This is a genomic window from Acinetobacter sp. A22, assembly GCF_030913345.1.
Taxonomy (GTDB): Bacteria; Pseudomonadota; Gammaproteobacteria; order Pseudomonadales; family Moraxellaceae; genus Acinetobacter; species Acinetobacter junii.
This window is the reverse complement of record NZ_CP133162.1, coordinates 1,842,856-1,869,241: the sequence shown is the minus strand read 5'-3', so window position 1 is coordinate 1,869,241 and position 26,386 is coordinate 1,842,856. Positions and strand designations below refer to the sequence as shown.

Genomic DNA, 26,386 nt, shown 5'->3' with positions numbered 1-26,386 from the left:
CGGGTTTTGTTAGAAATTAGATCAGTTTAACCAATCAATTTCTTCATCAATTCATTCACTTGTGCAGGGTTAGCTTTACCTTTAGCAGCTTTCATGACTTGACCAACAAGACCGTTAAAGGCTTTTTCTTTACCAGACTTGTACTCTTCAACCATTTTTTCATTGGCTGCAAGTACTTCTTTGATAATCGCTTCAATCGCACCTGTATCAGTTTCTTGCTTTAAGCCTTTCTCAGCAATAATGTCATCTGCAGATTTTCCTTCTGCTTCCCACATAAAGCCAAACACTTGCTTCGCAATTTTGCCGTTAATGGTGTTATCGACAATACGTGCGATCATGCCACCCAATTGCTCAGCAGAAACAGGAGAGTCTGCTAAATCTAGGCCTGCTTTGTTTAAAGCACCTGAGAATTCACCCATCACCCAGTTTGCTGAAACTTTACCTTGCTTCGCACCGCCAGCAGCAGCTACAACAGCCTCGTAGAAGTCTGCCATTTCGCGTGACAGCGTTAATACATGTGCATCGTATTCAGTCACGCCGAAGTCAGCAATAAAGCGCTCACGACGTGCAGCAGGCAATTCTGGCAGGGCAGCGCGTGCCGCTTCGATTTGCTCATTTGAAATGATCACTGGTAACAAGTCAGGATCAGGGAAGTAGCGATAGTCGTTCGCTTCTTCTTTTGAACGCATTGAGCGAGTTTCCATCTTGTTTGGATCGAACAAACGAGTCTCTTGATCAATCTCGCCGCCGTATTCCAAAATTTCCATTTGGCGTTCAATTTCAACATTGATCGCTTGCTCAATGAAACGGAATGAGTTTAGGTTTTTCAACTCACAACGCGTACCAAAAGGTTGACCCGGACGACGCAATGATACGTTACAGTCGGCACGGAATGAACCTTCTGCCATGTTCCCGTCAGAAATACCTAACCAACGCACAAGGGTGTGAATGGCTTTGATATAAGCAACTGCTTCTTCAACCGAACGCATATCAGGTTCAGACACGATTTCAAGTAACGGTGTACCTGCACGGTTTAAGTCAATCCCTGACATCCCTTCGAATTGGTCATGGATTGATTTACCTGCATCTTCTTCAAGATGGGCACGAGTCACGCCGATGCGTTTTACAGTGCCATCTTCAAGTTGGATGTCGATATGACCCAAGCCTACGATTGGGTTATCCATTTGGCTGATTTGATAGCCTTTTGGAGAATCTGGATAAAAGTAGTTCTTGCGTGCAAATACAGATGCTTGATCGATATACGCATCGATCCCCAAGCCAAAGCGAATTGCAAGATCAACGACTTCGGCATTCAATACAGGCAATACACCCGGCATCGCCAAATCAACAAGGCTGGCTTGTGTATTTGGGTCTTGACCAAATTCAGTTGATGAACCAGAGAAGATTTTAGACTTGGTCGCCAACTGCGTGTGGATCTCAATCCCGATAACGACTTCCCAACCGTCAATTAATTTCAACTTTTGAGCTTCAGCCATTATGCATTCTCCTCAGCAATTGCCGCACGTTTGGTATGCCAGTCTGTGTTTTGTTGATATTGATGCACAATCGAAAGCAATTGTGATTCTGACCAGTAGTTACCAATCAACTGTAAACCAACAGGTAAGCTGTCTTTATCAAAACCTACAGGTGCATTGATGGCTGGTAGACCTGCCAAGTTCACAGCAAGAGTATAGATATCGCCTAAGTACATTTCAGTTGGACTAAGGTTCGCACCGATTTTGTACGCAGTCGTTGGTGCAGATGGCGCTGCAATCACATCGACATTTTCAAATGCTTTGAGGAAGTCTTGTTGGATTAAACGACGTACTTTCTGTGCTTTCACATAGTAAGCATCGTAGTAACCTGCAGACAGAGCATAAGTACCGATCAAAATACGACGTTGTACTTCAGCACCAAAACCTTCTGAACGTGAACGTTTGTAGAGGTCTAAAATGTCTTTTGGATTTTCAGAACGGTAGCCATAACGAACACCATCGTAACGTGACAAGTTTGATGACGCTTCCGCAGGTGCGATCAAATAGTAAGTCGGAACGTAGGCTTCAGTCATGTTGAGATCAATCTCAACCAAAGTTGCACCCATTTCCTCAAGCTTTTTCAATGACTCTTCAACGCGGGCTTTCACGTCTGCATCCAAACCAGCGACATTGAAGTATTGCTTTGGAATACCGATGCGTAAACCTTTCACCGCTGTACCATTTAGGTTAGCAACGTAGTCATCGACTTCTTTGTCTACAGAAGTTGAGTCTTTAGCATCATGACCAGCAATCACATTCATCAAATATGCACAGTCTTCTGCTGAGCGTGCCATTGGACCACCTTGATCCAATGATGATGCATACGCAATCATACCAAAGCGAGATACACGGCCATAAGTCGGTTTTAAACCAGTTAAGCCGCAGAATGAAGCAGGTTGGCGAATAGAACCACCTGTATCAGTACCTGTCGCAATAGGCGCCAAATCTGCCGCCACAGCTGCTGCAGAACCGCCTGATGAACCACCTGGAACATGATCTAATGCCCAAGGGTTACCTGTCGCACCAAAGTACGAGCTTTCAGACGTTGAACCCATAGCGAATTCATCCATATTCACCTTACCTAAAGTCACAAGACCTGCAGCCTTAGCTTTAGCAACCACAGTTGCGTCATAAGGTGAAATGAAGTTATCGAGCATTTTTGAACCCGCAGTGGTTTTGATCCCTTGGGTACAAAAAATATCTTTATGAGCAAGTGGAATGCCTGCGAGTGCATGTGCATGACCTGCTTTCAAGGCAGCATCTGCGGCATCCGCTTCTGCTAAGGCTTGTTCTGCTGTAACCGTCACATAACTCTTTACTTTTGCGTCAATTTTGGCAATACGTTTTAAATAATGTTCAGTCAATTCACGTGACGAAAATTGGGCTTGTTTTAAGCCTTCAGAGAGTTCACGGATGGATAATCGATGTAAATCTGTCATATGAAAAATTTCTTTACATTCTAAATATAAAATATGAGTTAATTGAATAGAAATTATTCAATTACGCGAGGGACAAGGTATAGACCTGCTTCTGTAGCAGGGGCTACAGCCTGATATTCATCACGATGATTCGTTTCGGTGACCACATCGGCACGTAAAGGCTGAGGATTGTCAAATGGGCTCTTTAAAGGCTCAACATTATCGGTATTAATCCCTTTTAAGCTTTCCATCATACCAAGGATTTTATTTAAACTTTCAGCATATTCAGTAGATTGCGAGTCGCTTAGTGATAAGCGAGCAAGGTGCGCGATTGCTGAAACGGTCTGTGCATTTAAGTCCGTTGTCTGCTGAGCATCAGATGATGTAGACATAACTTTACCTAATTCAGTATCAAAAAATTGCAAAATATCGTGCGTTATAATAAGCGATTGACTTGTTCAAAGCATCACATTTCGTTAAAGTTGCCACCTTGCATCCATACAAAGTTTAATTGAGAACGCCCCCGTGATTCTAAAACGACTAATTGGCCTGTTTTCGCCGGATTTAGCCATTGATTTAGGTACTGCAAATACACTTATTTATGCACCAGGCCGTGGCATTATATTAAATGAACCAACTGTGGTGGCAATTCGCCATAGCGGTTCGCAAAAAATTGTTGCTGCTGTAGGTCTTGATGCTAAACAAATGTTAGGTCGTACACCAGCGAATATATCAGCAATTCGTCCTATGAAAGACGGTGTAATTGCTGATTTCGAAGTAACTGAAACCATGTTGAATCAGTTCATCGGCAAAGTACATGAAAAGCGTTTGTTCCCACCTGCGCCACGTGTTGTGGTGTGTGTGCCATGCAAATCAACTTTGGTTGAGCGTCGTGCGATCCGTGAAGCAGTATTTAATGCTGGTGCTCGCGATGTACGTTTGATCGAAGAGCCAATGGCAGCAGCGATCGGTGCAGGTATGCCAGTTGAGCAAGCATGTGGTTCGATGGTTGTAGATGTAGGTGGTGGTACCACTGAAATCGCAATTATCTCGCTACAAGGTTGCGTCTACGCAGATTCACTTCGTATTGGTGGCGATGTATTTGATGAACAAATCATTAATTATGTTCGTAAAGCACATGGTTGCGTGATTGGGGAAACAACGGCTGAAGTCATCAAGAAAGAAGTCGGCATGGCTGTAACAGATGGCAAAACACTTGAAATCGAAGTACGTGGTCGTAACTTGGCTGAAGGTGTACCTCGTGCTATCACTGTAACTTCTGATGAAATTACCCAAGCGATTGCTGATCCATTACAAAGCATTGTAAGTGCAGTTAAATCAGCTCTTGAACAGACACCTCCTGAACTTTCTTCGGATATCGCAGAGCGTGGTATCGTGTTGACTGGTGGTGGTGCATTGCTTCGCAACTTAGACAAGCTTCTTGCTCAAGAAACTGGTCTTCCCGTTGTTGTTGCAGAAGATCCTTTAACTTGCGTGACACGTGGTGGCGGTAAAGTTTTAGAATTCTTTGATAATCCAAACCATGACATGCTTTTTGTTGGCTAAATCATAAGGACTAGGCGGTGCAACCGAATCTTTTTTCAAGACAACCGCCATCTTTTCGCTCATTTGTCATTGCGGTAATTACATGCTTGGTTGTGCTGTTCTTTGACTGGCGCATGCCTTACGTGATTCAACCTGCAAGGGATGTCTTGTATGCCGCGTATAATCCAATTTATGCGCTGGCAAGCTATCCTGTACTGTCGAGAGAATGGCTTAACCAACAAACCAAATCTGAAGCCCAATTGCGCCGTGAAAACACCGCAATGCAAGCTGAACTTCTACAAGCTCAAGTTCGATTACAGAAACTATCCGAACTCTCTGCGGAAAATAACCGTTTAAGAGGGCTTTTGGATACGCCATTAATTATTGATGGGCGTATGCAGATCGCAGAAGTGATTGGAACAGATGCTGATCCATTACGTCACATTATTATTATCAACCGTGGTTCTGTTGATCATCTAAAAGTTGGACAAACAGTTTTGGATGATAAAGGGATTATGGGGCAGTTGGTTGATGTCTATCCGCATAGTTCACGCGTCATGTTGCTTTCTGATAAAGAACATTCATTGTCTGTTCGCTTAGAGCGTACGGGGATGCGAGCAATCGTTTCTGGTAAAGGCGATTTGGGTCAACTCAAAATGGATTATGTCCCAACCAGTGCCAATATTAAAATCGGGGATAAGGTCTTTAGTTCAGGTTTAGGTGAACACTTTCCTGCGGGTTATTTAGTCGGAACAGTGTCTAAAGTGAGTCGTCATACATCGGGTGAATTCGCTGAGATTGGTGTTCAACCAGCAGCACAATTGGCCAGTGGTCATCACGTCGTGATTCTGTTTTCAGAGTCTTTAGCGAAGGAGCAACCTTATGCCGATCGCTAGACTAAATTATGAGAAACGAAAAGATCCACTTTGGATGATCATTATTTCGATTTTGATTGGTTCAGTACTGCTTATCTATCCAATTTCATACGAAGCAGCGGGTTGGCGCCCGCCAATCATGATGATGATCATGTTGTTTTGGATTCTTTATCAGCCTGTTTGGTGTGGAGTGTGGTTTGCATTTGCAATAGGGATTTTTACTGATCTATTGCTCGATGCACCACTGGGATTGAACGCACTTAGTTTTGTGTTCATTACGTTTGGAACACGTTATTTTATTCGCGAAAGACGTATTCTCACTTTTGGCAATTCATGGGTAATTGCGATACTTGCGATTATCGCGCATTTGTTGTTTTTATGGATTAGTCAGACTATTTCAGGTACTCATTTCTCAATTGCTCGTCATTGGCAACCTATTTTGACGACAACTTTGGCATGGCCTATTGTATATTACTGTTTACATAAATGGCGAATATAATTCTTGCGTCAAGCTCGCCTCGACGGCAGGAGCTGTTAACACAACTGGGCTTGGACTTTAAGGTTCATAGTCCTGATGTGGATGAGACGGTTTATCCTGATGAAAGCGTTAAGTGTTATGTTGAACGCTTGGCTCGTGAAAAAGCCCAAGCTGTTTTAACTCTGTATCCTGATGCAATTGTGATCGCTGCTGATACCAGTTTGAGTTTTGCAGGTAAAATTATTGGTAAGCCTGATTCAAAACAGCATGCTTTTGAGATTTGGACTCAGTTATCAGGTCAATGGCATGACGTATATTCAGGCATATGTGTTGCATCTCGATCTAAAATGTTAAGTGATGTGGTACGTACTCAGGTTGAATTTATGCAGCTTAGCTCAAGCGCAATGGAAGCGTATTGGGACACAGGTGAACCTATAGGTAAAGCAGGGGCATATGCTATTCAAGGTATTGCTGCGCGATTTATTCCTCAAATAAGAGGAAGTTATAGCAATGTTGTGGGTTTGCCTTTACATGAGACAGCACAGTTATTAGAAAGCGTTAAGGCATTTGGCTAATACACTTTCGGGTATAAGAATTTTTATAAAAGTTTTGAGTTGGTTATGGCAGAAGAATTGCTGATTAATGTTACGCCGATGGAATGTCGTGTAGCTTTAATTGAAAACGGTACAGTAAACGAGTTATTTGTCGAACGTACTGTGAAACGTGGTCTCGTGGGGAATATCTATAAAGGTAAAGTTGTGCGTGTGTTACCAGGCATGCAAGCTGCTTTTGTGGATATTGGTTTATCTCGTACAGCATTTCTACATATCAACGACATGGTTTGGCCGCGTTCACAGCCTACGCCAAATGTTTTCGAGCTTTTGCATCCTGGACAGACCCTTACTGTTCAAGTGATGAAAGATATGTTGGGGACTAAAGGCGCACGCCTGAGCACAGACCTTTCAATACCTTCACGTTATTTGGTTTTGATGCCATATGGAAATCATATTGGTGTATCGCAACGTATTGAACAAGAAGAAGAGCGTGATCGTTTACGCGGTATTATTGAGCATATTCAGACTGAACATAAACTACCTGGTAGCGTGATTGTACGAACTGCAGCTGAAGGCGTGGATGAAGCTTCGATTGCTCAGGATATGTGTTATCTGAGTAAATTATGGGAATTTATTCAACGCAAACAAAAAGAAGTTTCTACACCAGAGCTGATATTCGAAGAACTACCTCTACCTCAACGTATTGTTCGTGATTTAGCTAGCGATGAAACTGCCAAGATATATGTCGATTCACGGGAAATTCATGGCAAATTGAGTGAATTTGTCCATGAGTTTGTGCCTTCTATTGAAAACCGCTTAATCCATTATCCTGGTGAAAAACCGTTATTTGATTTATATAACGTTGAAGAAGACATCCAAAAAGCATTACAGACGCGCGTCGCATTGAAGTCTGGTGGTTATTTGATGATTGACCAGACGGAAGCGATGACCACGATCGATGTAAATACTGGTTCGTATGTAGGTGGTCGTAGTTTAGAAGACACTGTATTTAAAACCAATATGGAAGCAACACAGGTAATCGCACGCCAACTTCGTTTGCGGAATCTGGGTGGTATCATCATTATTGATTTTATTGACATGCAAGAAGCCGAGCATCGTGCCGAAGTCATGCGACAGTTTGAGAAAATGCTAGAGCGCGATCATGCTAAAACCAAAATTACTCAGGTTTCTGAGCTTGGTTTGGTTGAAATGACGCGTAAAAGAACACGCGAGTCTTTAGAACATTTGCTTTGTGAATCCTGCCCAACTTGTCAGGGGCGTGGATATGTGAAAACAGCAGAGACAGTGTGTTACGAAATATTTCGAGAAATTCTGCGTTATGCACGTGCTTTTGATTCGAAGAGTGGCTTTACTGTTGTTGCGCATCCAGCCGTGATTGATCGACTTTTAACAGCAGAAGCCCCAGCCGTCGCGGATTTAGAGCATTTTGTGAACCGCGTCATAAAATTCCAAGTTGAAAATTTATATACGCAAGAGCAATACGATATCATTTTAAGCTAAAGTTGTAACAAGATTTCGCTTAATCCTTGTTACAACTGAAATTTTACTTTCTATCACGAATTTTAAATACTAGAACTATAAGATTAGCGATAGGCATCTTCGGATGTCTTAGCCAACAATAATTGAGGTCTATAATTATGAATGTAAGTGAAAGATTAGTGAACCACGGTTTTAAACATGTTTTGGACAGTAACCCAGTTAATACATGTTACATGGTGGATAGCCAAGGTAAAGAAGTGCAGATCACAACTGCGATGATTCGATCAGCCTGCCATCAGCTTTTACAGCGTTGCAGAACGATTAAAAAATAAGGGGCAATTTAAAGCCCCTTAATTTTTTTCAGGTTTAACCTTCAGCTGCCTGTTTAGGCAAACTCAAAATTGCAGCTTCAAAGCGTTGAATTTCATCTTCTAAATGCGTGAGTAGATTTTGCATTTTTGGTAACGCATTACGACAAGCGGTCAACCCTACTTCTAATTTATCTAAATAACTGGTCATTGTGATATTTAACGCCTGACCATCCATCACAATTGATGCTGGATAAAGTGCATCAAGTTTCGCTCCATTCCAATACAATGGTTCACGTGGACCAGGTACATTGGAAATCACAAGGTTAAATGCTTGGCGTTTTGGCAACATACCCGAAACAATATTGAGTCCTGCAGGACCATATACCAGTGCACTATAATTCAAAATTTCATTAGCAGTCATACGGCTAAAACGTTGTTTAGAGTTTTGCACGCTACGACGAATGATTTGTAGACGCTCGATTGGATCTTCAATGTGTGTAGCTAGGTTTGCCAAAATCATGGTAATACGATTGCTGAAATCAGAATCATCAGTACGCAATGAAGCAGGAACCATCGCAATCAAAGGTTTTTTGGGCAAACTATTTTGATTGATAAGATATTCACGTAATGCACCAGAGCAAACTGCTAGTACTACGTCATTGAGTGTTACACCAAGTGTTTTAGCGATAAGGCGGAAACGTTCCAACTCAAAAGATTGTGCAGCAAAACGGCGAGAAGAACTCACACGTTGGTTTAAGATCGATGGTGGTGCTTGAAATGTTGAGACATAATCAGGGTTTTTCCCGATTTCCTTAAATAAGGTTTGTGAAAGTTCCTGCATCACTTTAGGTGCAACTTCACACTGTGATTTAATCGTATCCAAGACTCCTCTGATTTTACTTGCAGTAGGGGCTTTAGGTGCCTTTAAGCGTTTAGTTCGCTTCCCTTCGACACACCATAATGGTACGACATGCTTTTCATTTGGGTCTTTGGAGAGTGATTTTTCGATCAATCGCATTCCTGCAACACCATCCACCATCGCATGGTGAATTTTGAAATACATTGCAAAACGATTGCCTTCAATGCCTTCAATAATGTCGCATGTCCATAGTGGTTTAGCACGGTCAATCAAGGAACTGTGTTGCTGTGAAATATAGACCAATAGTTCACGAATACGCCCTGGATTTGGTAACGCGATATGACGGAAATGATGATCGATATCGAATTCAGGATCTTCACCCCAGAATAATCCTGTCAGTTGATTGTTAAATGGAGGAACCGGAATACTCTTTGATTGGCGGATATCTTGAACAAGATCATGCACGAATGTCGGAGATGCATTTTCTGGGATTTCAAATAAAAATAATCCCCCTACATGCATAGGTTGCTGTCTTTTCTCTAGTGAAAGAAAAATAAAATCAATAGGGTGTAATGGGCGCATAGCAGATATAGCCTCTCATTGCATTTTTTATAAGATACTCTTTGAGCTCTTATTAGAATTATTGAACCGTTAAACTAAGTATATACGGTTTGTTCTGGTTAAAATATGACTTTGTACACAGTAGTTAATAAAAATAAAACCACTGATGAATCAGTGGTTTTAGTTATTAATCTCGTGATTTTTTATTTTTTGAGATTGCCTGCATGAAGCCCGCATTCTTTGTGGGTCGCTTCTTCCCACCACCAACGACCTTCACGTTCGTGTTGGTTCGGGAGAACTGCGCGTGTGCATGGCTCACAACCGATGGAAATAAAACCACGTTCATGTAGTGGGTTGTATGGAATTTCCATCATGCGGATATAACTCCACACATCGGCACTTGACCAGTTTGCAAGTGGGTTATATTTGATAAGTTGTTTACCTTCACCTGAGAACCCAACGTCAGCTTGAACTACAGGTACATCACTACGTGTCGGGCTTTGATCTTTACGCTGCCCTGTAATCCAACCATCTAAAGTCGCTAATTTTTTGCATAGAGGTTGTACCTTGCGTACACCGCAGCATTCTTGATGACCATCTTCAAAAAAACTAAATAGCCCTTTTTCATTGACCAATTGTTGCACTGCAGCAGATTCGGGAAAACAAATTTCAATATTGATATTATAGTGTTTACGGACTGTTTCGATGAATTGGTAGGTCTCTGCGTGCAAACGGCCCGTATCTAAACTGAAAACACGAAAAGGTTTGCCAATTCGAGATGCGATGTCAATGAGAACTACATCTTCTGCACCTGAAAATGAAATGGCAATTTCACCTTCTTGACTCAAGGCTAATTCTAAAATTTCTCTTGGTGATTTATCTGCATATTCAGCAGCGAGCGCATCTACATGGTCAATAGTCGGAATAACAGTCATGAATGTTCCTGGCGATAGGCTTGGGCACAATTGTAAATCATTCTAAGCAAAACCGTTTGCTTGCTTTCGACTTTAATCTTGCAGAATAAAATCGTTTTCTTCAACAACAGCGCAAAAGTGAAAATGTTAATGGTATGATACAGCAATTTTTAACCAACATTGGAAGCATTCATGGAAATCGTATGCCTAGATCTTGAAGGGGTGTTAGTTCCGGAAATCTGGATTAATTTTGCAAAAAAAACAGGGATTAAAGAGCTCGAGGCGACCACACGTGATATTCCAGATTACGATGTCTTAATGACTCAACGTTTAAACATCCTAAGAGAGCACGGTTTAGGATTAAATGATATTCAAGAAGTGATCGCAGACATGGGACCTTTTGAAGGTGCAAAAGAGTTTGTTGAATGGGTACGCACACACTTTCAATTGATTATTCTGTCAGATACATTCTATGAGTTTGCACATCCATTGATGAAGCAGTTAGGTTGGCCGACAATTTTCTGTCATAAGCTTGAGACAGATGAAAATGGCATGATTACGGCTTATAAATTACGTCAACCTGATCAAAAGCGTCAGGCAGTAAAAGCATTACATGGTTTGAATTTCCGTGTGATTGCAGCTGGTGATTCTTATAATGATACGACAATGCTTGGTGAGGCTGATCACGGTTTCCTGTTCGATGCACCAGCAAATGTGATTGCTGAATTCCCGCAATTTCCACCACTTCATGGTTATGAAGCATTGAAACAGGCGATTCGTTCTGTATCACAACGTAATATCCCTGAATAATCGATTTTCCTCAACTATCTTTTAAATATGTTGTGGAAAATTAAAAGATAAAAGGCGCTTAAATAGCGCCTTTTATCTTGAATCAATAATTAAAATTTATAACCAATTTTCATACCATAAGCGATGGCGTCATTATTCTCAAATTCAGCAACATAATTCGGTGTATTAAACTGAGAGCCTGATTGTGCTTTGGCATCACCCAACCAAAAATATTTTACTCCACCAGCAATAAAGTAGTTGGGAGCAGGGCTATATTGGATACCTAAACCAACATTCCAATATCCTTCTGTTGGTCCTAATGTGGTCACAGGGTTACCTGCACCTGAGTCCCAACCAATCGATACATTACCTGCCCAATGATCATTCACTTTACGACCTACACCAGCAGTAATTAAGTATTGATCTTCTGTATAGGCTACTAGATCAAAACCATCTTTTTTACCTGTTGCTGCAACAATTGGTGGTAATACAGAAGCGGCACCGAACTTGTATGGACGAATCGCAAAATCTTTCCAGTTCACCCAACGTAGGTTGGCGAATGCCACTGTATTTTCCATAATGCCTGTCTGGAAATCAAAGTTCACTGATTGAGGTGTGGTGATTTCAGTTGTGCCTTCAGAATTATTAATTTTATTTAAAATAGCATCAAAACCAGCATTGCCCGTCATTCCCGCAATACCATGGTTTTCATAAGCATTCATCTCATGCTTGATTTTAGCGCGGTAAGTGATCGAGGCTTTGAGAGCAATTTCGGGGATTTGATATGCTGCACCTGCTAACCAGCCTACCGCCTCATCCTTACCTGTTTTAAAGTCATAGCCACTATAAGCACTATAACTCGTTCCACGTAATAGGACTGTACTGTCTAGTGTTTGGTAAACTGCGCCAGCATAAAGATTCCAGTTTTGGTTAGGTTGGAAACCAAATAATAAATTTAAGTTTTCAGTATCAACAGTAACTGATGTACCACCTTTGAATGGTAAGGGGCGACTTTCAATGAAATTACTTTTTCCTTTATATTCTGCATCAGCACCATAGGGTTGATCATAAATCAGTCCGACTGAGAGTTGTTCAGTGGCTTGAATCTTTAATGCAGCATGTGGAGAGTAGTAATGATTTGCCATATTACCAGTATTGTTTTGAGAGGTATCCTGACCTGTAACATTTGGATCAAGTACTGTTAGACCTGCTTCAAAATAATTATTGGGTTGTAGGAAGGGTGCAATCGACTGACCAGAGCGGTCAAGTGCAGCTGCAAATGTTGAACCTGCTGGAACCGTACACAAAAGAATAGCTTTAGTAATAGCATGAAGCTTCATTAAAAATGTCTCGCATTTCAAGATGGAACTAGAAAGGAGCGCAAAGTAACATAATTTTTTTTAATGCAAATATTGTACAAATGTCAATAAATGAACTGCTAAAGTCATGAAAGATGCTTGAGTTAAATAATTAATTTTGATTGTATTTTTATAGTTAATATTTTACTGATTTATTTTTTCTATATTTGTATTTACGTGATAATGGTAGGTATAAAAAAGACCATCACAAGGATGGTCTTTTTGTTTATATATTTTTGATTAGAAGCGGTAGCCCATTTTTAGACCGTAAGCGATTGCATTGTTGTCTTCAAATTCAGCAACAAAGGTGTTGTCGCCAGCTTGTGCACCAGTTTGTGCTTTAGCATCGCCTAACCAGAAGTATTTTACACCACCAGCAATAAATGTAGCTGGCGTAGGGCTAAATTGAACACCTAATCCAACGTTCCAATAACCTTCTGTTGGACCTAGAGTCGTTACAGGATTACCAGCCCCTGAATCCCAACCGACTGATACATTTCCAGCCCATTGTTCAGAAAGTTTACGACCCACACCCGCATTTACAGACCATTGGTCATCCGAGTATTCAACAAGGTTAAAACCATTTGGACGGTTAACAAGTGGACCGACTGCTTCAGATACTAAACCAAATTTGTAAGGGCGAATTGAAAAATCTTTCCAATTTACCCAACGAACATTCGCGAATGCAACAGTATCCGCCATGATCCCACTTTGTAAATCAAGGTTAACAGATTGTGGGGTCGTGATTTTAGTCTCACCACTTGCAGCGGCAATATTTGCAGCAGCAGCAGCTCCACTTGGCCCCAATAGCGCTAATGCGGGAAGCGTTGGGATACTTTCATTAATGTTGACATCGTGGTCTATTTCAGAACGGTAAGTTACAGATGCTTTAAGTGCGATTTCTGGAATTTGGTATGACACACCTGCTAACCAGCCAAGAGCACCATCTTCTGGAATATCAGCATCGTAGCCATTGTAAAGAGAGTAGGCTTGACCACGCAGAGCAAGTTTACCTTTAATGGTTTGGTAAACCGCACCACCGTAAATATTCCAATTTTTGTTTGGTTGGAAGCCAGCGATGAAAGATAGATTTTGACTATCTACTTCCACCGAAGTGCTTCCTGTACCTAATAAACCATTTGCACCAGCTAAACCAGCGTCTACAGCAGCAGTTACGTTGTTAGTTACAGCAGTTGTTGCAGCTGTCGTGATCGCATTGGTTACACCAGCGGTGATAGCTGCCATAGCATTCGCATTAGCACGAACAGCCTGTTCAGCGGTTGCTTGATCAGGTGCTTGACCACCAGCAACTAATTGAGCAGCTTGTTGAGAAACCTGAGCATTTACGCCATTAGTCAAATTAGCCGCTAGAGCACCATTAATTGCAGGCTGAAGATTTGCTGCGATTTGTGCATCAATTGTATTTTGACGCAAACCAGCCAAAGTTGCAGGCGGAAGAATCGTATTGGTAGCATTTGAAACAAAGTTATTAGTGCCAGTGTAAGTTGCATCAGCACCATAAGGCTGGTCATACAAAAGACCAAATGAGAAATGTTCTGTTGGTTGTAATTTTAAAGCTGCGCTAGGAAAATAATAGTCGCCAGCCATATCGTCAATTTTATTACCAGATGTATCTTTACCCTCTACAGTTGGGTCGAGAACCGAAAGACCAGCTTCGAAGTAGTTACCTGGTTGTAAAAAAGCAGAAATTGATTGACCAGAGCGATCTAGTGCAGCTGCAAAAACTCCAGTTGCAGGTAGCGTTGCTAAGATCATGGCATTGCTAAGATATTTTAATTTCATTTTAAATCTTTCCTTGAACTTCAAGATTCTAAGTATTGACGAAACTATGATTGGCTATAGCCTCATGTAACAAAAATACCATAATTAAAATAAGAGTAAATGTTCTAAATGAACTACCCAGTACGATTGATTACATGAAATTTAACAAAAAAATGCTATAAATAATTATATACATATGTGTTTTTATTGATAATATGATGAAATATATAAAGTATTAGTTTGAATTTTTGTACTCAAATAATTGCATTTTTGCAAAAAAAAATTTTTATTAGGTCAAAGATTTTTTGTAAAAAATTAGATTCTATCTACAAAATTTGTCATATATGTGCAATTTCTCTGATCAAATAATTTTTCATATAAATTTTACAGAAAATTTACGCGGTTCACTTTTTCTAACATAGAGAATTTACGCAGTCAATTTCCATACTAGTGCTGACTTATTTTTTAAATGGCATGTGCTATGTGGGAATTTATTTCCGTATTTATCCTTGCATTGATTTTAGCCTATCCATTAGGACGCTATCTTGCAGATGTGATGTAAGCTCAACCATTGAGAAGCGATCGTTTCTTTAAATGGATCGAACAACCAATTTATTCCATTTTGAACGTGAAACAAGTGGGTATGAATTGGCGACAATATCTTGGTGCATTTATCCTCAGTAATCTTTTGTTGTTGGGTATAAGTATAGCGATCTTGATGACGCAAGCTTGGTTACCTTTGAATCCAGATCGTATTCCAAATATGAATTGGGATTTAGCAGTACACACAACGATTTCATTTCTAACCAATACCAATCAGCAGCATTATTCAGGACAAGCTCAATTGTCTTATCTGTCGCAAATGACAGTGATTATTGGTTGGCAATATTTATCTCCAATTATGGGTTTGGCTTTACTAACAGCCATGTTAAGAGCTTTATTTTTACAGCCCAAAGATCAAGCTTTGGAAAATATTAAATCCAAAAATGCGTCACAGATTAATCTTGGAAATTATTGGATGGATATGATCCGACCATTATTCAGATTCTTTATTCCTTTGGGTTTAGTTTTTTCTCTATTACTGACTTTTCAAGGTGTGCCATCTACACTTTCTGCTGGTCCAACTGCGCAAGTTTTAGATCGAAGCACTGAAGTTCAGACCCAGCATATTCCTCTTGGACCTGTTGCACCGATGGTGGCGATCAAGCAATTAGGCAGTGGTGGTTGGTATGGTCCAAACAGTAGTGTGCCTTTAGAAAATCCAACGCCATTATCGAATGTGCTGGAGATGCTTGCGATTTTACTGATTCCAATGTCGGTTGTGTTTATGCTTGGTCGTTTTGTGCAACGCAAAAAATTAATGTGGATGATTTTGGGCACAATGTTGTTGATGTCATTGGTTTCTACCGTATTCATATTATGGGCTGAAAAATCATCTTTAATCCCAAATACGGCGTTAATGGAAGGTAAAGAAGTCCGCTTTGGAGCTGAAGCCTCTGCATTATGGGGAAGTTTAACCACACAGGTAAATAATGGTTCGGTCAATATGATGCATGACTCAGCTTCACCATTAACGGGTTTGGTTGAGCTATGCAATATGCTGATCAATGCCATTTGGGGGGGGATTGGTTGTGGTTTATTACAGTTCTTTATTTATCTATTTTTAGCTGTATTTATCGCGGGTTTGATGACAGGTCGCACGCCTGAATTATTTGGACGAAAAATCGAAGTCACTGAAATTAAGTTATTGGCATTGGTCATTCTTTTACAACCAGTGCTGATTCTTGGTTTAACTGCAATCGCCATCGCTTTCCCATCTTTAACAGGAAATTCAAACCCTGCATCGCATGGTATTAGCCAAGTCTTTTATGAATATGTGTCTGCGTTTGCCAATAATGGTTCTGGTTTTGAAGGTTTAGCCGACAACACTTTATGGTGGAATCTAAGCACCAGTGTTGCGTTATTAGCAGGTCGTTATAGCGTACTGATCATTCCAGTTTTAATTGCAGTCAGTCTTGCAACCAAACCTAAAGCAGATGAGACCAAGGGTTCTTTACAGATTGAGTCGCCTACATTTGCGCTGACTTTAGTCGGAATTGTACTGATTTTAACGCTATTGCAATTTATGCCAGTGTTGGTGATTGGACCAATTGCTGATTATTTATCTGTAAAGATCTAGTGGAGCAAGTACCATGAATCACTCAAATGCGACACAAATGGATATCTTGAATAAAGAAATTATTCAGCAAACCTTTTATAAATTATTACCACAGCATGCCTTTAAAAATCCTGTGATGGCATGTGTTTGGATTGGAACGGTATTAACCATCGTGGCAACGTTGATGGGTAGCACCAGTTTTGGATTTGGTATTTTACTGGGGGCTTAGGAAGTTAAGCATATCAAAAAGTATGATAACTTCCTTATATGAAATCAAAAAATAGATACTATTCCCGTTCAAGAATCACAGAGGCAAAATTCAGACAGATCATTCGCTTTTTTGCCATGGATTTAACTGCTTCAGATACAGCTAAACTCACCAATATTTCTGTACGTTCCATCAATACAATTTACATCAGGTTGCGTAAAAAGATTGCGGCACAATGTGAGGAAATATCTCCTTTCAACGGTATCGTTGAACTTGATGAATCCTACTTTGGTGCTCGTCGTATTCGAGGAAAACGTGGACGTGGTGCATCAGGAAAAACCATTGTATTTGGACTACTCAAAAGAGATGGAAACGTATACACAGAAATTGTGCCTGATTGCTCCAAAGCTACGCTACAGGGCATTATTCGGGGGCAGATAGAGCTTGATTCTGTGATCAATACAGATGGATGGAGAGGCTATGATGGTTTAGTTGATATTGGTTTTGACAAACATTTAAGAGTGAATCATGGGAACAACGAATTTGCATGCGGGGAGCGTCATATTAACGGCATAGAATCATTCTGGGGATATGCTAAAAAGCGACTCGTCAAGTTTAATGGAATTGACAAAAAGATGTTTTATTTGCATCTTAAAGAAACGGAGTATCGCTTCAATCATCGGAACGGTAATTTATATCTCGATTTGCTTAAATTACTCCGTAACAATCCTCTTTAATTTCCTAAGCCCCAAAAGAAATACAGCTTTTGGCATTACTGATTCACCACCAAGGAAAGATTGTTACCCAAAAACAAATCATGGCTGAGCTATGGGGTGTCAGCCACGAAGAGGATACTCACTATCTCCGAATTTTAGTTAAAAAATTGCGTACTAAGATAGGTGATTCAGCACTCACGCCATCTTATATTTTTACAATTGCAGGTGTTGGATTACGTTTTTTAGATCCAAACTAAGGAAATGACCTGTTTATTCAGTTAAAAAAAGAGAGTTTTAAACTCTCTTTTTTTTCAATTTTATTTGAGATTTGGATCGCCCTTTTTCAAAAAGAAATGCAAAGCGAGTTTTTGTACCCAAGTTCCGTAGGGTGGATAGAATAATTGGGTTGGGAAAAAGCGCTGACGGGTAAAAATAGTTTTTGCATGCGAAAGCTCTCGGAAACCTTCAACACCATGATAAGTTCCCATACCTGAGTTACCGATACCACCAAAAGGAGCATCATGGTTGACTACATGCCAACCCCAATCATTGATCGTCACACCACCTGAATGAGTTTGTTTTAAAATATAGTCACGTTCATTGGCATCATGGGTAAAGCAATACAGTGCTAATGGGCGTTCACCCACTTTGATGTAGGTAATCGCATCATCAATCGTATCGTATGCAACGACTGGTAGGATGGGACCAAATAATTCTTCCTTGAGAATGCGCATATCTGCTGTGCAATTCAATACAAGATGTACAGGCATACGACGAGCATCACGTTCTGGATGATATTCACCACATACAATAACCTCAGCACCTTTAGCCTTTGCATCCTCAAGTATCTCTAGCAATCGTTTTAAGTGACGATCATTGACGATGGAGGTGTAATTGCTATTTTCATCAATCGTGTTGCCATACATAGATGTGAAATGTGATTTACATTGTTCAGCAAACGGAATTACTTTTTCTTTTGGAACAAGTGCATAATCTGGTGCTACACAAATTTGCCCACAGTTGGTCGCTTTCCCATGCAGGATACGCATGGCAGCATCAGCTAATGGATAATGACGACTCACTAAAGCTGGTGATTTACCGCCTAGTTCTAAGGTGACTGGGGTCAAATTCTCTGCCGCAGCACGCATTACCACACGACCGATCGCGGGTGACCCTGTGAAAACGATATGATTGAAAGGCAGGGTCGTGAATAGCGAAGGATCGGTAATTTCCTCGCCAAAAATAGCGACTTCATCTTCACTAAAAACTTCAGCAAGCATGCGTTTCATAACAGCATTGGTCGCAGGTGTGATTTCAGGTAATTTGATCATGACCCGATTGCCAGCAGCTAAGGCTGCCACCAATGGTCCTAAAGCCAAGTAAACAGGGAAATTCCAAGGTACAACAACACCGACCACACCTTTAGGTTGGTATTGGACTCTTAGTCGATTTGATAAAAAAAGTAATTCAGTACTTCGTTTGCTTGGACGCATCCATTTTCTTAGATAGCGGATCGCATGTTCAGCCTCTAGAACAGAACCAAGTAAATCGAGCAGTTTAGATTCATCGATTGATCGAGAATTAAAGTCGGTATTAATGGCTTCGGCGATGACATCTTGATAACGAATAATTTGCTTTTTTAGCTTAAATAATTTGCTACGTCTTGAATCTAAATCGGGATATGGAAGAGCATTAAATGCGGAACGTTGTTGGTTGAAGATGTTAAAGAGTTGCTCATGGGCAGTATCGCGGTGTCCCTGAGATTCATAAAGATTCATTTTTTGTTCCTTCCATGCGTTATGTCTTTGCGTTATGTCTTTGTTTTATATCGTTTAGGATCAAACTATCTATGATTATAATTAAAATTATGATTTTAGACAGTATTCTTTTTTTGATTGTAATGTTATCCGCTAGAATGTTTTTTGAGGATTGTTTTAAATAATATTTTTATTATAAAAATATAGATTTTTAATAAATAAATCATTTTTGGATTTTTATTCTTTTTTCGGGTGTTAAATAAAATAATTGTTTGAATATTAACCTGCTCTCGGTTGGGTATTATTTATTTATTATATATGTTTTTCTAATTAGGTTTATTTGTTTTAATTGTTATATTAATAAAATAGTTAAAAAATAACCAATATTTGCACTATTATATTGCATAGATGTGGTAAATATATAGTATTTTTAAATATTATTTTCACCAATTTTTTATCATTTGGTTGTATTTGTTTTTGTATAAAAGCATTAAAATCAATAACTTGTTTTTGATTGTTGATATTATATGTTTTTTGTTTATTTTTCATGTGAATGTATTTGTTGATTGTTATAATAAAATTAAATGAATTATTTTGATTTCTATCGCATAGAATCTCGGCTGGTTTAGGAGTTAACCAGTCACAATATTAATTATGCTAAGGATTGCTTAAAATGCTTACTTTTTTAGGTATTAGCATGATCATGTGCTTTATGTATTTGATCATGTCAAAACGTCTTAGTGCGTTAGTTGCATTAATTTTAATCCCATTCTTATTTGCAATTATTGCATGGGGATTGGGTTTTTATTTTGAAAGTCTTAGTCATATTCAATTAGCCGAGCTCGGCAATACCATGTTAGATGGTATTAAAAAACTTGCACCAACGGGCGTAATGCTTCTTTTTGCAATCCTTTATTTTGCATTGATGATTGATACAGGGTTGTTTGACCCATCGGTTAGATGGATTCTGAAGAAAGTCAAAGGTGATCCACTCAAAATTACCCTAGGAACTGTTTTTCTAACCTTATTGGTTTCCTTAGATGGTGATGGTTCCACGACCTACATGATCTGTGTTGCAGCCATGATGCCACTATATAAACGTGTCGGCATGAATCCACTCATTATGACTTGTTTGATGTTGTTGTGTAGTGGAGTTATGAATCTTACGCCGTGGGGTGGTCCAACAGCACGTGCCGCAAGCGCGCTGCAAGTGGATGCAAGTGAAGTATTCATTCCAATGATTCCCTCGATGATCGTTGCGGCTGCTTGGCTATTTTTCTTGGCTTATCTGTATGGTATGTACGAACGTAAACGTTTAGGTGTTATTGAGCTGGTAGATATTAGTCATGCTGATGATATCTCGATCTCAAAAGACCCTGATGCGCAACGTCCACATTTACGCTGGTTCAACGGTATTTTAACCTTGTTGTTGATGGCATCTTTGGTGAAAGGGATTTTACCGATGTCGATCTTATTCATGCTTGGTTTCTGTATTGCTTTAGTTGTGAATTATCCATGCGTAAATATGCAGAAAAAACGTATCGCGATGCATGCAGACAGTGTGCTTGCAGTCGTGGGTGTGATTTTTGCGGCGGGCGTATTTACGGGCATCTTATCGGGTACAGGTATGGTTGAAGCGATGTCGAAAGGCTTCGTCGCGATTATTCCACCAAGTATGGGACCTTATCTTGCACCGATTACAGGTGTATTGAGTATGCCACTCACTTTCTTTATGTCGAATGATGCTTTTTACTTCGGTGTGCTACCGATTTTAGCTGAAGCGGCTTCGCATTATGGTATTCCACCTGTTGAGATTGCGCGCGCATCGATTATTGGTCAGCCGATACACTTATTATCACCACTTGTTCCTTCAACTTATTTGTTGTGTGGTTTGGCAGCTGTAGAATTGGCAGATCATCAAAAATTCACTTTGAAATGGGCATTTATTACCTGTTGCGTATTGATGGGTAGTGCTTTGATTTTCGGTGTTTTCCCTTTTTATCATATGTAATTAAATTCTCGGAAAACTCATGTGTAGATTGAAATACATGAGTTTTCTCAAGTGCTTACAATTCTTTCTTAAATCATGATTTTGCTGATATCAGCGAAATATGGGTTTTTTTTGTATTTTTTAGATGGTTAGGATGACTAAAATGAAGATGAAAATTGTATGTGCAGCGATTTTAAGTGTTGTCACTAGTTCAACATTTGCAGCACCAAAACTCTATGGTGAGATAGATGCAAGTTTAGATTATTTACCTGAAAATAATGCTAACTCATCTGATCGCGATGTATGGAAAATTAATAGCAATAGTTCATTTTTAGGCATTAAAGGCGAAGAAAAATTATCTGATCGTTTGAGCGCTGTCTATTTAGCAGAGTGGGCATTTTATGCTGATGGCGACAAGAATGATTGGTCTCAAAGAAATCGTTATATTGGTTTAAAAGATCAGCATTTAGGAACTATCAAAGTCGGTAAACATAATACTCCGCTCAAAGAGTTATCTAGTCCTGTCGATAGTTTTAATAACTATATAAGTAATAAAGCCGATATCACAGGCATTATGACAGGAGAAAATCGTGTCAATAATGTGGTGGTGTACGACTCTCCAGAGCTTGCTTTTCAAGGCGGTAATATTGAAGCCAGTGTTTTGTTGGCTACTGGCGAGAGTCGAGGTATTGAAGATGATAAACGCGGTGGTGTAAATACGGCTGGACGTGGATTAGGGGATGCATGGTCTGCTTCTTTGAGTTATACCCATCCATTATTTTTTACTTGGCGTTGGTTATGACAAAGCTATTCCAAGTGATTTTTTGGGACACGGTTTATTAAATGCAAAAGATACAGAAACCAATGTAGATGAGGTTTTTGCAGCGGGAAATACATTGCGATTGATTGGTCGAATCACACCTGTTGAGGGATTGATGATCAAAGCGCTTTATCAAACTTCTGAGGTTGAAAATAAACTTGGAAATGATGAAGCTGCTGCAAATATTGATGATTCTAATGGTTGGTTGATTGGTGCTGAGTACAAAGTACCAAATTATGCCAATTGGACAGTCAAAGCTCAGTACAGTCAGAATTCGACTTCATTTAAAACAGAACAGGCAGATTTTGATGCTCAGCAAATATTGTTGGGTTTAGATTATGCTTTCAACAAACAAGTTAAAGTCTACGGATATACAGGTTATTCAACTTTTGAACAGGCTGATGCTAAGGATAAGCAACCTGTTGTGGGTACTGGCTTAGAATTTAAATTTTAAATCGATAAGACATTCTTGCAAATAGTTCTAAATGCTTCTATTTGCAAGAATAATTCTCAGTTACAAAAGTAAGTTTTTGATATCAATAATAATGTGAATAGTAAAGTATAATGATTTCATCATTCTTTCATCTTACTTGCCTACATTAAAACGAGTTTCTTTGTGATAGATATCAAGACCGTGGATAAACATAATATGATCTTTGAGGAAACAAATATTTATTTGTTTCATAGTATCAATTCACTAGCGACCCAATTCCCTATCATAGACAAGATCGCAGTTTTTTTAGCGGATGATCTAAATACTGTTTTTATCAGTTTGCTGGTTCTGATGTTGGTTCTAAAATGGAAAACACATCATCTAATCTTTGCTAAAACCTTATTTATAGTGCTTATCTCTTTGATATTAAGTGACTTAATCGAATATTTTTATCATCATCCTCGTCCATTTCAGTTGGATTTGGGACATAAGTTGATTGGGCATGGTCTGAGTTCATCTTTTCCTAGTCAGCATACGCTAACCGTTGTCATTATTGCATTTGCTTATCTACTTGCTGGATTTAAGACAATTGGAATTATTGGCTTGTTCGTCAGTCTGGTTGTTGGTTTATCTAGAATTTATGTCGGAGTTCATTTTCCATTTGATGTGGTTGGTTCGTTTTTAATCGGCTTTTTACTGGTTGTTTTTAGCAACTATATGTTGAAAGAAATGAGCTTGCGTATAAGACGAATGAGGTTACAGCAGTTGTTTGATTAAATAGAAAATGCGATTTAATATGCATTTTATCTTTTTGAATTTATGATTTTTTTACTGGATAGGTAAAATAATTTATAAAGTCTTTACGTTACAACTTTTGTTGCATTCACTAAGCTGATTAGATCGAAATAACTTAGGTCTATAGCCATGAGTGCAGCATTAGCTGAGATAAATTCTGCGACTAAAATTAATAATAATCTTCAACCCTTAATTGCACGCAGTAGGGTTAATGACTCCATTCATAATCACCGCTTCCTCAATGAAGTGGATAGCTATTTAGATACTTATCCTAATACTAAGCACATCGATATTTTCCTTTATGATCTCAATGGGCATTTACGAGGCAAAAGGATAGATATCAGTTGTCTCAAAAGCTTAGATAAGGGTTGTTATCTACCGCTGTCTATTTACGCCATGAGTTTGGATGGAAATGTTGTTGAGGAAACTGGACTAGGCAAGTTTGTCGGTGAACCAGATTATTTATGTGTACCTGTGTTGGGGTCATTACGTCCCAATCCTATAGATCCACATATCAATGCTCAGTTACTTTTAACGATGAAAGAAAATAATTTACAAGCTTGTCGTTATGAACCGCGCAATATTTTAAATAAATTGCTGAATCGATTACATCTGTTAGATTATTTTCCATGTATCGCTGCTGAGCTTGAGTTTTACTTACAGCCTTTATCCCAAGAGAGCCAAAAGTCAGCCATCCCTAAACAATGTTTTGATTTAAACCCACATGCTGATATCCAAGCAGTGTTGGATGAAATAGAAACGATTGCTGAAATACAGGGAATACATATCACTGGAATCGTTTCTGAGTCATCGTCAGATCAGTATGAAATTAATCTGCCGCATGGAACTGATATTTTGAAGCTCTGTGACCAAATCTTGATGTTAAAACGGAGTATTAAACAAGTTGCAAATAAACATGGCTTTAAAGCTAATTTTTTAGCAAAACCAGATTTGCATAAAGCAGGGAGTGGAATGCATTTTCATATGAGTCTACTTGATGCTAACAAACATAATATTTTTAGCTGTTCTGAACGTGACTTTGCAAAGCCATTATTAAATGTAATCAGTGGATTGATTCATTTTATGCCAGATTCTATGGCGATCTTAGCCCCTAATTTCAATTCATATCGCCGATTTAAGTTAGGTCAGCATGTCCCTTTGGAAGCAAACTGGGGTTGGAATAATCGTAATGTCGCACTGCGCATTCCATGTTCGGATTCAGAAAATCAAAGAATCGAATATCGAGTAGCTGGAGCCGATTGTAATCCATATTTGGCAGTCGCCATCATATTAATGGGAACGCTGCATGGCTTGACTCACATATCAGCAATTCCCAAATCAGTGAATCAATCTAAGCAGATTGGTGAACATTATTTTCTTCCGACAGAACAAATGGATGCATTGAAGAGATTTAAAGCTAATTATTGGATGAGTGAATATTTAAATCAAGATTTTGTTGCATTGTGGTGTACTGTTAAACAGGCAGAGTATCAGCATGTCTTGAGTCAGATCACTGCTATTGAAAAAAATTGGGATATCTAAGACATCACATATTTTGATGTCGGACTCAAAAAAGGCTGCTAAATGCTTTAATTTGAAAAGCATTTATTTAGGCATAGCTTTGTAATGAGTTAAATATAGGCTCAAAACTCTATGAATTTGAAGGCATAACGCATCGAAGGACATAACAAGTCTTTATAGGACAAATAACACTGGTATATGAAAAACAAATTGACAGCATTCAGAAGAGGCTATAATTTAATCATTGGTTCTAATTTGGAACTTTATATAGCCTCTATTTAATTTCAAATAGTTGAGCTAATGTTTTGATTGAAGTTGTAGATCAATAAGAGATGTAAGTCATAAGAGTTGTTAATGTGATTTAGTGTTTGCTTACAGAAATGTTATGGGTGAAGAGAGCGATGATGTCAAATGATGTGAATACAATTACAGTGCGCCAAACGCAATTCAAAGCCGAAAAAATTACCACGCAATACACTGAATCTACTTTCATGTCACATTTTCTCACAGCTCTGTCCATGAGCTTCCCACAGGGTGAACGCTTTTTTGTAGAAACCGTCCGAAATGTGCGTGATCAAATCCATGATGAACAGCTACAAAAAGATATCTCAGGTTTTATTGGGCAAGAGGCGCATCATGCGCGAGCACATGAGCAGTTTAATCAACTGGTGCAAAGCAATGATTATCATCTAAAAAAGTTTGAAAAGGCTTATGAGCAGGAAATGATCCGCCTAAGAACTTTAAGTCAGCGCCGTCAATTGGCTGCTACAGTTGCACTTGAGCATTTTACGGCGATGATGGCAGGTTATATGCTTGAATATCCAAATATTATGTTTAAAGGCTTATCTGAAAATATGAAGAATCTTTGGCTTTGGCATGCTGTTGAAGAAATCGAACATAAGCATGTGGCATTTGATGTATATCAGCAAGTCTTTGCCAACTTAGCTCAACGCCGTAGAAGTATGCGAACAATTACGGTGGGATTCATCAGTAGCACGATCATAATGACAGGTCATTTAGTCTGGCAAGATCGAAAGAATACCTTATATTCACCGAAGCAGCTGTTCAAGAACACACAAACACTTATGGGTCTTGTCCACATGATGTGGCGTTTATTACCTGACTATTTAGCATTTTATAAAGCAAGTTTTCATCCATCTGAGATTGATCAGCAGGATTTATTGATCAAAGCGAGAGCTTTATTAGCTAGCTAATTTAATGATTGGGATTTAAAAGTACTGTATTTTTTAGCGTTTGCTTGGTAAATAATTTACGGCATAAAAATGCGCATCTATTTTTGATTTTAAAAAGCTTAAATGATTTATCAACTTTTACTTCAATATACAAGTTGATCTTTTTATGCAGGGTATGAATTTCTATATCACTGGCGTAGACCATATTAAAAAATATTGACTTCAACAGCTAAATGGTGCGCTCAGCGGGACTCGAACCCACGTCGGTCGCTTAGGAGGCAACTGCTCTATCCAGTTAAGCTATGAGCGCATAATT

The 26,386-nt window shown here is 39.2% G+C and carries 20 protein-coding genes, 1 tRNA gene and 4 pseudogenes; 16 read left to right on the top strand and 9 right to left on the bottom strand.

The genetic code is table 11. The features are described from left to right. Positions 1-26: 26 nt before the first annotated feature. Genes gatB through gatC form a run of 3 tightly spaced genes read right to left on the bottom strand, consistent with a single transcriptional unit; the run spans position 27 to position 3,345 of the window. Positions 27-1,496 carry an Asp-tRNA(Asn)/Glu-tRNA(Gln) amidotransferase subunit GatB gene (gatB, locus tag Q9Q86_RS09135; protein WP_099949067.1) on the bottom strand — a complete coding sequence of 490 codons (1,470 nt, stop codon included), beginning with the start codon at positions 1,494-1,496 and terminating at the stop codon, positions 27-29. Further along, positions 1,496-2,974 (bottom strand): Asp-tRNA(Asn)/Glu-tRNA(Gln) amidotransferase subunit GatA, encoded by a 1,479-nt coding sequence (gene gatA, locus Q9Q86_RS09130; RefSeq protein WP_112987296.1) that lies wholly within the window; start codon positions 2,972-2,974, stop codon positions 1,496-1,498. The genes gatB and gatA overlap by 1 nt, the downstream gene beginning before the upstream one ends. A gap of 53 nt (positions 2,975-3,027) precedes the next feature. Further along, on the bottom strand, positions 3,028-3,345 hold the full coding sequence (gene gatC, locus Q9Q86_RS09125) for an Asp-tRNA(Asn)/Glu-tRNA(Gln) amidotransferase subunit GatC (protein ID WP_004908649.1): 318 nt from the start codon (positions 3,343-3,345) through the stop codon (positions 3,028-3,030). A gap of 133 nt (positions 3,346-3,478) precedes the next feature. Here gatC and Q9Q86_RS09120 point away from each other — a divergent pair, with 133 nt between their 5' ends. The 6 genes from Q9Q86_RS09120 to Q9Q86_RS09095 all read left to right on the top strand — a co-directional run bounded on the left by Q9Q86_RS09120 (position 3,479) and on the right by Q9Q86_RS09095 (position 8,237). Further along, positions 3,479-4,519: a rod shape-determining protein gene (locus Q9Q86_RS09120; protein ID WP_004908648.1), complete on the top strand. Its 1,041-nt coding sequence runs from the start codon at positions 3,479-3,481 to the stop codon at positions 4,517-4,519. A gap of 17 nt (positions 4,520-4,536) precedes the next feature. Continuing rightward, on the top strand, positions 4,537-5,394 hold the full coding sequence (gene mreC, locus Q9Q86_RS09115; RefSeq protein ID WP_004908644.1) for a rod shape-determining protein MreC: 858 nt from the start codon (positions 4,537-4,539) through the stop codon (positions 5,392-5,394). Then, positions 5,381-5,872: a rod shape-determining protein MreD gene (gene mreD / locus Q9Q86_RS09110; RefSeq protein WP_112987297.1), complete on the top strand. Its 492-nt coding sequence runs from the start codon at positions 5,381-5,383 to the stop codon at positions 5,870-5,872. Before mreC ends, mreD begins: the two co-directional genes overlap by 14 nt. Continuing rightward, positions 5,860-6,426: a Maf family nucleotide pyrophosphatase gene (locus Q9Q86_RS09105; protein ID WP_004963819.1), complete on the top strand. Its 567-nt coding sequence runs from the start codon at positions 5,860-5,862 to the stop codon at positions 6,424-6,426. The genes mreD and Q9Q86_RS09105 overlap by 13 nt, the downstream gene beginning before the upstream one ends. A gap of 45 nt (positions 6,427-6,471) precedes the next feature. Next, positions 6,472-7,926: a ribonuclease G gene (rng, locus tag Q9Q86_RS09100; RefSeq protein ID WP_004908637.1), complete on the top strand. Its 1,455-nt coding sequence runs from the start codon at positions 6,472-6,474 to the stop codon at positions 7,924-7,926. A 137-nt stretch (positions 7,927-8,063) separates the two neighbouring features. Continuing rightward, on the top strand, positions 8,064-8,237 hold the full coding sequence (locus Q9Q86_RS09095) for a PA1571 family protein (protein ID WP_004775299.1): 174 nt from the start codon (positions 8,064-8,066) through the stop codon (positions 8,235-8,237). A gap of 34 nt (positions 8,238-8,271) precedes the next feature. Here the strand turns inward: Q9Q86_RS09095 and Q9Q86_RS09090 are convergent, their stop codons facing one another. Then, a complete protein-coding gene (locus Q9Q86_RS09090; RefSeq protein ID WP_112987298.1) occupies positions 8,272-9,657 on the bottom strand; it encodes a wax ester/triacylglycerol synthase family O-acyltransferase in 1,386 nt (461 codons plus the stop codon). A 182-nt stretch (positions 9,658-9,839) separates the two neighbouring features. Beyond that, positions 9,840-10,571, bottom strand: a complete 732-nt coding sequence (locus tag Q9Q86_RS09085) for a phosphoadenylyl-sulfate reductase (RefSeq protein ID WP_112987299.1) — start codon at positions 10,569-10,571, stop codon at positions 9,840-9,842. Positions 10,572-10,742: 171 nt separating this feature from the next. Here Q9Q86_RS09085 and thrH point away from each other — a divergent pair, with 171 nt between their 5' ends. Further along, complete coding sequence (gene thrH, locus Q9Q86_RS09080; protein WP_004963809.1) at positions 10,743-11,360, top strand: bifunctional phosphoserine phosphatase/homoserine phosphotransferase ThrH; 618 nt, start codon at positions 10,743-10,745, stop codon at positions 11,358-11,360. Between the two features lie 89 nt (positions 11,361-11,449). On the opposite strand, the gene Q9Q86_RS09075 is transcribed toward thrH, so the two are convergent. After that, on the bottom strand, positions 11,450-12,679 hold the full coding sequence (locus tag Q9Q86_RS09075) for an OmpP1/FadL family transporter (protein ID WP_112987300.1): 1,230 nt from the start codon (positions 12,677-12,679) through the stop codon (positions 11,450-11,452). 258 nt (positions 12,680-12,937) lie between these two features. Beyond that, a complete protein-coding gene (locus tag Q9Q86_RS09070; protein ID WP_112987301.1) occupies positions 12,938-14,500 on the bottom strand; it encodes a long-chain fatty acid transporter in 1,563 nt (520 codons plus the stop codon). Positions 14,501-14,960: 460 nt separating this feature from the next. On the opposite strand from Q9Q86_RS09070, the pseudogene kdpA reads away from it, so the two are divergent. The 4 genes and pseudogenes from kdpA to Q9Q86_RS09050 all read left to right on the top strand — a co-directional run. Then, a pseudogene (kdpA, locus tag Q9Q86_RS09065) lies at positions 14,961-16,658 on the top strand (potassium-transporting ATPase subunit KdpA). A gap of 13 nt (positions 16,659-16,671) precedes the next feature. Further along, positions 16,672-16,857 (top strand): annotated as a pseudogene (locus Q9Q86_RS09060) (hypothetical protein); the annotation flags it as partial. Positions 16,858-16,904: 47 nt separating this feature from the next. Next, the gene (locus Q9Q86_RS09055) at positions 16,905-17,582 is read left to right on the top strand and encodes an IS1595-like element ISAju1 family transposase (RefSeq protein WP_305155960.1); all 678 of its coding nucleotides are present in this window, start codon (positions 16,905-16,907) and stop codon (positions 17,580-17,582) included. Between the two features lie 14 nt (positions 17,583-17,596). Next, positions 17,597-17,818 (top strand): annotated as a pseudogene (locus tag Q9Q86_RS09050) (helix-turn-helix domain-containing protein); the annotation flags it as partial. Positions 17,819-17,878: 60 nt separating this feature from the next. Here the strand turns inward: Q9Q86_RS09050 and Q9Q86_RS09045 are convergent. Then, positions 17,879-19,339, bottom strand: coding sequence for a coniferyl aldehyde dehydrogenase (locus Q9Q86_RS09045; RefSeq protein WP_112987142.1), 1,461 nt, complete (start codon positions 19,337-19,339; stop codon positions 17,879-17,881). Positions 19,340-19,991: 652 nt separating this feature from the next. Here Q9Q86_RS09045 and Q9Q86_RS09040 point away from each other — a divergent pair. From Q9Q86_RS09040 to Q9Q86_RS09020, 5 genes and pseudogenes are all read left to right on the top strand, one after another. Then, positions 19,992-21,329 (top strand): CitMHS family transporter, encoded by a 1,338-nt coding sequence (locus Q9Q86_RS09040; RefSeq protein ID WP_004908617.1) that lies wholly within the window; start codon positions 19,992-19,994, stop codon positions 21,327-21,329. Positions 21,330-21,471: 142 nt separating this feature from the next. Continuing rightward, a pseudogene (locus Q9Q86_RS09035) lies at positions 21,472-22,582 on the top strand (porin). A 195-nt stretch (positions 22,583-22,777) separates the two neighbouring features. Further along, complete coding sequence (locus Q9Q86_RS09030) at positions 22,778-23,338, top strand: phosphatase PAP2 family protein (protein ID WP_004963780.1); 561 nt, start codon at positions 22,778-22,780, stop codon at positions 23,336-23,338. Between the two features lie 147 nt (positions 23,339-23,485). Next, entirely contained in the window at positions 23,486-24,898 is a 1,413-nt protein-coding gene (locus Q9Q86_RS09025; protein WP_112987144.1) for a glutamine synthetase family protein, read from the top strand. Positions 24,899-25,281: 383 nt separating this feature from the next. Further along, the gene (locus Q9Q86_RS09020; RefSeq protein ID WP_171293871.1) at positions 25,282-26,091 is read left to right on the top strand and encodes a metal-dependent hydrolase; all 810 of its coding nucleotides are present in this window, start codon (positions 25,282-25,284) and stop codon (positions 26,089-26,091) included. 213 nt (positions 26,092-26,304) lie between these two features. Here the strand turns inward: Q9Q86_RS09020 and Q9Q86_RS09015 are convergent. Beyond that, a tRNA-Arg gene (locus Q9Q86_RS09015) sits at positions 26,305-26,380 on the bottom strand. Positions 26,381-26,386: the final 6 nt, after the last annotated feature.